Origin of the sequence: Streptomyces sp. YS415, from assembly GCF_023544665.1 — a bacterium.
Classification (GTDB): Bacteria; Actinomycetota; Actinomycetes; order Streptomycetales; family Streptomycetaceae; genus Streptomyces.
This window is the reverse complement of record NZ_JAMJFL010000033.1, coordinates 71,012-80,009: the sequence shown is the minus strand read 5'-3', so window position 1 is coordinate 80,009 and position 8,998 is coordinate 71,012. Positions and strand designations below refer to the sequence as shown.

Sequence of the window (8,998 nt, the reverse complement as noted above, 5' to 3'; positions counted from 1 at the left end):
AGACGGCCGCTGTCCTGCGTGACCGCGCCACCAACGACCCCGATGCCGCCCTGCGGCAAAGCGCAGTTCAATGGTTCGCCGTCATCACACCGGATCCAACGGATGCCGTTCCCTTCCTGGCACACCTAGCCGACCAAGAAGATGCCTCCGTCCGTATCGCAGTTATCCAAGCACTCGGCTATGGCTGGCCGACGCATCCGGCTGTCGAACCGCTTCTACGCGATCGAGTTGATCGCGATCCAGACGGAGAAGTTCGCACTACAGCCAATAGGCTCCTCAATTCCCTTTCCCTCGGACTGGCCTAGATCATCCCCGTTGAAGGGATCACGGTCCCCAACCGCATCAGATCGGGCGGAGAACAGCAGGCAATGACGGTGAATGCAACCGAGCCTAGGAGGGGGCGAGTGAACCATTTGTCCAGGCTAGAAGCTGAAGGCGGAATAAATCACCCCAGTTGCCCAAACTGGGATTTCGACGAACCCCCTGTCACGTCCGGGATTGTTCCGCATGGAGCTTGAGCGCAAGCCGCCCTCAGGGCATCTCGTCAACTTGCAGCGAAAGGAGTTCAGAATCCTGGGTGGTCCGGTCGCGGAAGCCCTGATCAGAGCCCCGGTGTCGATGGTATCGGGGCGGTAGACGTGCTCGGATTCGGGCGCAACTGCAACCCCAGTCGGTGTCGTTGAGTTAGATAGGAGGGCGGTTGAAATCCAGTCGTTTGAAGCGCAGTTCTGACCTGCACCACCGAAAGTCAGCCACGACGGCGAGTGCGCCGAACGAGTACCCGTCACGTGTGTCTCCAGCAACCCCGTACTGGCATCAGTTACGTTGCCCGATTGCGACACGGCGGCCCTCCGCGCGGCGGAGTCGTGCCTGCTCGGCCTAGTCCTGGTGCTTGGGCTGGTCGAGCTGCGTCCTAACCTGGCTATCTGCCTTTGCGGTGCTGCGCGCTGAGTGGCCGGGGGCCGGCGCAGCGGTGGCGGAGACAGGGAGCGGCGGCGGCCCCCGGCCACTCAGCGCGCGGACCGCCGTAGGCGGGCCGCCTTGATGAAGTAGGGAAAGTCTTATCCCGCTGGGATCAGGTGCTTGCCGTCGTGGCTTCGTACGTGTGGGCCGTTGCCGTCGATGGCGTCCAGGAGTCTGATCGCGTAGACCTCGGACATGCGGTCGCTGACCTCGGCAGGTGTGAGCCAGGAGACGGCTGTTGACTCGCTTGAGGTGCGCTCGGTGCCGCCGGAAGGCTTGCAGCGGAAGACCAGGGCGACGATGCCGCGGGTGGTGTTCTTGTAGACCCCGGTGAGTTGGTCGACCTCGACGTGGATGCCTGTCTCTTCCCAGACTTCGCGGGCTACGCCGGCCTCTGGGGTCTCGTGGAGTTCGAGTACGCCGCCGGGGAGCTCCCACGTGCCGTTGTCGGCTCGGCGGATCGCCAGGAGGCGTCCGTCTTCGCGCACCACTACTCCGGCTACGGATACGGAGTGCCGGGGTGGCGACGTCGCTTCCTGTGGTTGACTCATGTACAGGAGCATAGGAGGCGGGGAAGGGCTATGGGAACTGCGGTAGAGGGGGGCAGGTCCGGGCCTCGGTACGTGCAGATCGCCGATGAGATCGTGCGGCAGATCCGGGCTGGTGTGCTCAAGCCCGGTGACATGGTGCCGAGCGAGTCGGAGCTGGTTGATCGCTACGGCGTGTCTGGCGGCACGATTCGTAAGGCCATGGTCGAGGTGCGGGCGAGTGGGCTTGTCGAGACCCGGCATGGCAAGGGCTCCATCGTGAAGGACCGGCCGCCGGTACGGCACCGTTCCTCCGACCGCTTCCGGCGCTCGCTCAGGCAGGGCGGCAAGGCCGCGTACCTCGCCGAGTCCGCACAGTCCGGTGCAACGGCCAAGGTGAGCGTCCTCTACATCGGGCCCATGGAGGCTCCCGAGGATGTCGCGCGGCGGCTCGGCGTTCCCGTCGGCACTCAGGTGCTCGTCCGGCGGCGGCTCTACTTCCGTAACGGCACTCCGGTCGAGACCGCCTCCTCCTACCTCCCGTGGGACGTCGTGAAGGACATCCCGGAGCTGTTCGCCGAGAACCCCGGCGGCGGTGGCATCTACGCCCGACTCGAAGACCACGGGCATGAGTTCGCTGAGTTCGTCGAGACGCTGCAAGCTCGGCCGGCGTCCAAGGCGGAAGCCACCGAGTTGGCGCTCAGTCCTGGTGCGCCGGTGGTTCACCTCATCCGGGAGGCCCGTACGACGGCCGGGCTCGTGGTCGAGGTCTGCGACACGCTCATGGCTGCTGACCAGTTCGTTTTCGAGTACCGGATCCCGGCCGCGGACTGACGCCCGCTCAACTCCCCGCAGCCCGTCGTGACTTCGGAGTCGCGACGGGTTGACTCATATATAGGAGTGGTGCACTCTTCTTCATGTCACTCATATGCATGAGTGACGGAGTTCAGCATCTATAGAGGAGTGTTCGCTGTGCGTCAGATCCCTGTCGACACCTCCGCCGCGACCGTGATGGTCGCTAAGACCCCGCAGCCGAAGGTGCGTGACCGCCGTACCGGTGAGATCGCCACCGACGCCGAGACCGGCGCGAAGCTGATGACCGTGGACGTGATGTTCGCGGCCAACGACGAGGTCGAGATCCTGTCCGTCACCGTCCCGGAGACCGGGATCTCCGGTGACCTGACCATGGGCACCCCGGCCGCCCTCACGGGGCTGGTCGCCCGGCCGTGGGAGAACGAGTTCAACGGCCAGAAGCGGCACGGCATCGCCTTCCGCGCGGTCGCCGTCACCTCCTTGGCCACCATGGGCACGGGTTCGAAGGCGGCCTGAGCCATGACATGGCCGACCGTCTTAATGCTGCTGGTCGTCGCCGCTGCGGGTTTCCTGCGGTGGCGGCGTCCCGCCTGGTACTGGCTGACCTTCGGGGTCACCCTCGCTGCCGTGCGGGTCCTGGTCCGCTACGCCTCCGTCATGGAAGCCTGCGGGCTCACGGTCCCGCCGTCCCGCTGGCGGCTGATGCTGGCCCGGATGGCCAACCGCCCGGCGCCGGAATCCCGCGCGCCGCGCATCCTGCGACTCCGGCCCACCCGTACCGGCCTGGTCCTCCGGCTCAAACTCCGCCCGGGACAGGACGCCTTCGACGTCGCCGCCGCCACGGACCGGCTGCGCCACTCCTTCGGGATGTACGGAGTGACCTCCCGTGAGGTGCGCTCCGGTGTAGTCGAGATCCGGATGACCGGGTACGACGTGCTCAAGCGAGTGCAGATACCGGCCAAGACCGACACCCGGCCTATGCGCATACCGGTCGCTCTGCGGGAGGACGGTTCGGTCCACTACCGCGACTACCGTGCTGTCCCGCACGGTCTGACCCTCGGCGCTACGGAGTCCGGCAAGTCCGTCTATCAGCGCAACCTCGTCGCCGGGCTCGCCTCACAACACGTCGCGCTGGTCGGCATCGACTGCAAGCAAGGTGTCGAACTCTTCCCGCTGGCCCACCGGTTCTCCGCTCTCGCCGACAACCCCGATACCGCGCTGGAGCTGCTGGAGGCGCTGGTGTCCCACATGCAGGACGTGTATCAACTCATCCGCGCTCAACAGCGGATCAGCGTTGCCGTGCCGGATGCGGAGATCGCCGCCGACATCTGGGATCTGCCCGAGGACCTGCGGCCGGTGCCCGTCGTCGTCCTGGTCGACGAAGTCGCCGAACTCGCCCTCTACGCAAGCAAAGAGGAAGAGAAGCGCCGGGACCGGATCGTCACCGCCCTTGTCCGCCTCGCCCAGCTCGGCCGCGCGGCCGGCGTCTACCTGGAGATCTGCGGGCAGCGCTTCGGCTCCGAACTCGGCAAGGGCATCACCATGCTCCGGGCCCAGCTCACCGGCCGTACCGCGCACCGCGTCAACGACGAAACGTCCGCGAACATGGCCTTCGGTGACATCGCTCCGGACGCCGTCCTCGCCGCCATCCAGATTCCCGCCGAGACGCGCGGCATCGCCATCGCCGGAGACTCCACCGGCGGCTGGCACCGCATCCGCGCCCCGCACACCTCACTGCGCCAAGCCGTGAACATCTGCAATCGGTACGCCGACCGCACCCCCGACGTGCCCGCCCTCGCGCCCTTCCGGCCCGCGGTCGCCGCGATGCCCTCGGCCCGCGTGCCGCTGTCCAAGACAGCTCCCGCCACGGCCTGACCCGCCCCATCCCCCCAGTCGGCGTGACCGTCCTACGCGCCAGGTCCCTACCCCGCCATGCCTGATCACAGGAAGGAGCCGCGATGGCCCGCCCCGCTCTCCGCATCGACGCCGTCCTCGTTCAGGCCGTTATCGCCGGGGCGCTGTCCTTCGCCCATCTCCATGACCTCGCCGCCGCTGCCGGGCAGACCGGATGGAAAGCCTGGGCCTACCCGGTCTCGGTGGACCTGCTCCTGGTCGCCGCCTGGCGTCGGCTGCGTGCCGATGGGCCGTCTCGGCTGGCCTGGTGCTGGTTCCTCATCGCCCTGGTCGCCTCGCTCGGCGCCAACGTCGCCACCGCCGGACTCCTCGACCTCGGCGACGTCCCGAACTGGCTGCGCATCCTCGTCGCCGCCTGGCCCGCCCTCGCCTTCATGGGCGGCACCCTCCTCGCCCACTCACCCGCGGGCCCTTCCCCGGCTCCGCCGACACCCTCCGCCTCGGACTCCGAGCACGAGGCGCTGTCTGAACCGGCCGCCGTCGCTGAGCCGCAGTGGCTGCCCGAACACGTCGCCGCCCCGCACGCCGAGGAAACCCCCGCCGTGCCGGTCCCGGCCGCGCTCGTCGAGCACGCCCGCAAGGTCGCTGACGACCATCACGCCCGCACCGGCGCCCAGATCGACACCGACACCCTCCGCACTCGCCTCGGCGTCCCACCCCAGCTCGCCGACGCCATCGCCGCCCAACTCACCAGACCCGAAGGGAACGACAGATGAGCTTCAACCCCACCGACCTGACCGTTGCCGACTACCTCGACGGCGCCCGCGAGATGGCCGCCGCCAACCGGCCCTACCTCGCCTTCATGCTCGCCGAGAAAGCCGCCCAACTCACCACCGACCCGGCCACCGCCGCCGGCATCCGCGCCGCCTTCCCCGACCCGACCGCGAACCGAGAGGAGACCGACTGACATGCCTGCCCGCGACTCCTTCCACTCCGTGATGCGGATCGGCCCCGTGCAGATCGGCACCCACCGAGACCGTCACGGCCGCACAAAGCACGCCGCCGTGTGCACCGCCGACCGTTGCGGTTGGTCCGCCGACTACTCCAGCCAGTCCGCCGCACAGCTCGCCGCCCGCACCCACCGTTGCCGCGTCAGCTAGGAGGCCGACCCGATGGACGTTCCGCTCTGGCTCGCGCTGCTCGCTGTCGGCTACCTCGGCGTCAAGCTCATCCGCCCGCCCTTGTGGCTCATCGCCGTCATCCTCCTCGGCGGCTTCCTCCTCGCCGACAGCGTGCTGGCCCCCGTCATCGACAGCTTCGTCAAGTAGCACGGCCCGAAGGGAGAACACCGATGCTCCGCCCGAAGATCCCGACCAACCCGATGCCCACCGGCAACGTCACGCCGCGAGCGTTTGTGGAGCCGACCACCGTCGTTCCGGGCCCGCAGCTTCCGGCCCCTGCCCCGGTCGCCGCCTCGACGCCGACCCGGCCCACGGTCCAGCTCACCCCCGGCACCGCCCTCGCTCTCATCGGCGGCGGGACGGCCGTCGTCCTGGTCGTCGGCGCCGTCCTGGTCTCCCTGCTCCTGGCGGTCGCCATCACCGGGGCCTCGGTCGCCGTCTGCGCTCTGGTGATCCGCTCCCTCGTCCGCGCCGAGGCCAAGCAACGCTGACCGGCCCCCGGGCGGCCTCGATACCGCCAAGCATCCGCCGCCCGGGCGCCGTCCCTGTCCGATCGCATAACCGGAAGGAAGACCCCAGCATGGCGCATCGCGCCTCGTCCGTACCTGCCCCGTTGCTCGATCCGATCATCCTCGGCGACCTCCTCCGGGTCGCCTCGGCCCCCGACTACACCCGGTGGGAAGACCAGATCCGCCGCACCGGCGGCTGCTCCGACCCGATCCACCTCACCGGCTGGACCCTCACCAAGGACAAGACCACCGGCGAGACCCTGCACCACTACACCACCGCCGACGAGCCGGGCGGACGCCTCCGCCTCGCCTGCGGCAACCGCCGCGCCTCCCGGTGCCCAGCCTGCGCCCGGACGTACGCGGGCGACACCTACCACCTGATTCGCGCGGGCCTCGCCGGAGACGACCGCCGCGACATCCCCGCCACCGTCCGCGACCACCCGCGCGTCTTCGCCACCCTCACAGCCCCCTCCTTCGGCCAGGTCCACAACCGCCCCGACCACGGCGCCTGCCGCTGCGGCACCCAACACGCCCCCGGCGCGCCCGAGCTGGGCACTGCCCTCGACCCGGACACCTACGACTACGCGGGCGCCGTGCTGTTCAACAACCACGCCGGACAGCTCTGGCAGCGCTTCACCACCCGGCTCCGCCGCGAACTCGCCACCCGCGCCGGCCTCACCCGCCGGGAGCTCTCCGACCATCTGCGCGTCTCGTACGGCAAGGTTGCCGAGTTCCAGAGGCGCGGCGCCCTGCACTTCCACGCGGTCGTACGCCTCGACGGACCCGCCGGGCCCGGCACACCGCCTCCCGGCTGGGCAACGGTGGATCTCCTCAGAGACGCGATATGTGCCGCCGCCGGTCACCCGTACACATCCGTCTCGGTCCCAGCTGCCGATGACGAACCCGCCCGCACCTTCCGCTGGGGCCGACAGCTCGACGTCCGCCCGGTCAAGGCCTTCGGCGACGGCTCCGACATCACCGAGCAGGCCGTCGCCTCGTACGTGGCCAAGTACGCCACCAAGGCGGCCGAGAACACCGGCACCCTGGACCGCCGTATCGGCGAACTCGCCGAACTAGACCGCCACCAGGTCCCCGACCACACCCGGCGGCTCATCAGGGCATGCCGCGACCTGGACGCCCTGTACCCGGATCGGCGCCTCTGGGCATGGGCTCACATGCTCGGCTTCCGCGGGCACTTCTCGTCGAAGTCGCGCACCTACTCCACCACCCTCGGCGCCCTCCGCCAGGCACGCGCCGACTACCGAGCCGCACAGGATGCCCTCGGTATCGACGACCGCGAGCCGGACACCGTCCTCGTCCTGGCGGACTGGCAGTACGCCGGCCACGGCCACACCCCTGGCGAAGCCGCCCTCGCCGCCACGATCGCCCGCGACCTCCAGACCAACCGCGAGACCGCCCGGGATGTCCTCCTGACCGAAGGGAGCACGGAATGACCACGGCCATCCGGTCACGACGCACGATGCTCACCCTCGCGGAGGTCTGCGAGGAACTGGCCATCTCCCGCTCGACCTTCTACGACTGGCGGGCCAAGCGCCGCGCGCCCCGCTGCATCAAGCTTCCGAACGGCGACCTCCGCATCCGCCGCAGTGACCTCAACCTGTGGCTCGACGACCGCGAGGACGCCGCCTGATGGAGACCACTTTCGACGTCAAGATCTACAAGATCCTGGTCTACAAGGGCGCCCGGAAGACCACCTACACCGTGAGGTGGGTCGTGGCGGGCAAGCGTTGGCGCGAGCCCTTCGACACGGTCGCGCTTGCCGAGGGCTTCCGCTCCGGACTCATCCAGGCTACGGGCAAGGGCGAAGCCTTCGTGGTCAGCACCGGTCTTCCCGTGTCCCACCGCTCCAAGGCCGCTGACATGAGCTGGTACCGGTTCGCCGTCGAGTACGTGGATGCCCGCTGGCCTCAACTCGGCGGCAACAGCCGTAAGAACGTCGCCAAGACCCTGACCGCGACCACCATCACGCTTCTCCGGGCCAAGCCCACTCAGTTCGCGCCCGCTGACGTGCGCACGGCCCTCCGGGAGTGGGCGTTCAACACGAACCGACGACCGGACGCGCCCCGGGATGTGGCGGCGATCCTCAGATGGATCGAGCGGAACTCCCTCCCCATCTCGGTCTGGGAGGACCCTGAGCGTGTCGAGCAGATCCTGCGGGCCATCGACACCCGTCTCGACGGCAAGCAAGCGGCGGCTTGGTCCAGGAAGCGCAACCGCCGCATCCTCAACGTGGCCTTGCAGTACGCCGTCCGGCGGCGAATCCTGCGGGAGAACACTCTGCCCAAGGGCAAGGAGTCGACGGGCGCCACGAAGACCACGAACGCCGTAGACAAACGGTCCTTGCTGAATCCCGAGCAGGCGGCCGCGATCCTCGACTGGATCCGCCGCCGGCCGCGGGGTGGCAAGCGACTGCACGCCTTCTTCGCCACGCTCTACTACTGCGGGCCTCGACCAGAGGAAGCCGTGGCGATGCGAGTTGAGGACGTGACCCTGCCACCCGTCCAAGCTGCCGACCAGTGGTGCGAGTTGCTGATCCACACCGCGACCCCGGAGGTCGGCAAGCAGTGGACGGACACCGGGGAGATCCATGAGCGGCGCCATCTAAAGGGCCGTGCGGAGGGTGAGACGCGCACCGTGCCCGGGCACCCCGATCTGACTCGCATCCTGCGTCAGCACATCGAGGACGAGCAGCTCCGGCCGGGTGATCTGCTGTTCCAAGGGGAGTTCGGCGGCATCCTCGCGGGGTCCGTCATCCGGCGGGCCTGGCGCAGCGCCCGTAAGGCCGTGCTGCCGCCGCACGTCTTCGACTCGCCGACCGGGCGACGTGTCTACGACAACCGCAACACGCGGTTGACCAAATGGCTCAACGACGGCATCCCTCCCGCCCAGGTCGCGGAGTGGGCCGGGAACAGTGTTGCTGTGTTGCTTGCCACATACGCCCGGTGTGTCGACGGGCAGCTGCCGGATCTCAAGCGGCGGCTTGAAGCTGCCGGGGATCTTCCCGAGTTGCCGCCCGCTGAGTGACGGACTCCGGCGGCGAGAACTTCGACACGCATTCGACACGGCCACCCGCGAAAACCCGGTGACAGCCGGACGGCCCCGGAGTGCTCCCATGATCGACGGGGGAGTG

At 68.7% G+C, this 8,998-nt stretch carries 13 protein-coding genes; 12 read left to right on the top strand and 1 reads right to left on the bottom strand.

What is annotated here, in order from left to right:
• Positions 1–305, top strand: a 305-nt coding sequence (locus M8H82_RS30850; RefSeq protein ID WP_250078375.1) for a HEAT repeat domain-containing protein, incomplete at its 5' end; no start/stop codon positions are given.
• 756 nt (positions 306–1,061) lie between these two features.
• Here M8H82_RS30850 and M8H82_RS30845 read toward each other — a convergent pair.
• Complete coding sequence (locus M8H82_RS30845) at positions 1,062–1,526, bottom strand: NUDIX hydrolase (protein ID WP_250078374.1); 465 nt, start codon at positions 1,524–1,526, stop codon at positions 1,062–1,064.
• Positions 1,527–1,544: 18 nt separating this feature from the next.
• Between M8H82_RS30845 and M8H82_RS30840 the strand changes: the two genes are divergently transcribed.
• The 11 genes from M8H82_RS30840 (at position 1,545) to M8H82_RS30790 (ending at position 8,892) form a co-directional block, all read left to right on the top strand.
• A complete protein-coding gene (locus M8H82_RS30840; protein ID WP_250078373.1) occupies positions 1,545–2,324 on the top strand; it encodes a GntR family transcriptional regulator in 780 nt (259 codons plus the stop codon).
• Positions 2,325–2,462: 138 nt separating this feature from the next.
• On the top strand, positions 2,463–2,819 hold the full coding sequence (locus M8H82_RS30835) for a hypothetical protein (RefSeq protein WP_188293319.1): 357 nt from the start codon (positions 2,463–2,465) through the stop codon (positions 2,817–2,819).
• Between the two features lie 3 nt (positions 2,820–2,822).
• Positions 2,823–4,178 carry an FtsK/SpoIIIE domain-containing protein gene (locus tag M8H82_RS30830; RefSeq protein WP_250078372.1) on the top strand — a complete coding sequence of 452 codons (1,356 nt, stop codon included), beginning with the start codon at positions 2,823–2,825 and terminating at the stop codon, positions 4,176–4,178.
• 83 nt (positions 4,179–4,261) lie between these two features.
• Positions 4,262–4,933, top strand: a complete 672-nt coding sequence (locus tag M8H82_RS30825) for a DUF2637 domain-containing protein (protein ID WP_250078371.1) — start codon at positions 4,262–4,264, stop codon at positions 4,931–4,933.
• Complete coding sequence (locus M8H82_RS30820; protein WP_250078370.1) at positions 4,930–5,124, top strand: hypothetical protein; 195 nt, start codon at positions 4,930–4,932, stop codon at positions 5,122–5,124. Before M8H82_RS30825 ends, M8H82_RS30820 begins: the two co-directional genes overlap by 4 nt.
• A gap of 1 nt (position 5,125) precedes the next feature.
• Complete coding sequence (locus tag M8H82_RS30815) at positions 5,126–5,317, top strand: mobile element transfer protein (protein WP_250078369.1); 192 nt, start codon at positions 5,126–5,128, stop codon at positions 5,315–5,317.
• A gap of 12 nt (positions 5,318–5,329) precedes the next feature.
• On the top strand, positions 5,330–5,485 hold the full coding sequence (locus M8H82_RS30810) for a hypothetical protein (RefSeq protein ID WP_250078368.1): 156 nt from the start codon (positions 5,330–5,332) through the stop codon (positions 5,483–5,485).
• Between the two features lie 23 nt (positions 5,486–5,508).
• Complete coding sequence (locus tag M8H82_RS30805) at positions 5,509–5,829, top strand: SpdD-like protein (protein WP_250078367.1); 321 nt, start codon at positions 5,509–5,511, stop codon at positions 5,827–5,829.
• 89 nt (positions 5,830–5,918) lie between these two features.
• Positions 5,919–7,301, top strand: a complete 1,383-nt coding sequence (repSA, locus tag M8H82_RS30800) for a replication initiator protein RepSA (RefSeq protein WP_250078366.1) — start codon at positions 5,919–5,921, stop codon at positions 7,299–7,301.
• Positions 7,298–7,498, top strand: coding sequence for an AlpA family transcriptional regulator (locus M8H82_RS30795; protein WP_250078365.1), 201 nt, complete (start codon positions 7,298–7,300; stop codon positions 7,496–7,498). Before repSA ends, M8H82_RS30795 begins: the two co-directional genes overlap by 4 nt.
• Positions 7,498–8,892, top strand: coding sequence for a site-specific integrase (locus tag M8H82_RS30790; RefSeq protein ID WP_250078364.1), 1,395 nt, complete (start codon positions 7,498–7,500; stop codon positions 8,890–8,892). Before M8H82_RS30795 ends, M8H82_RS30790 begins: the two co-directional genes overlap by 1 nt.
• Positions 8,893–8,998 lie beyond the last annotated feature (106 nt).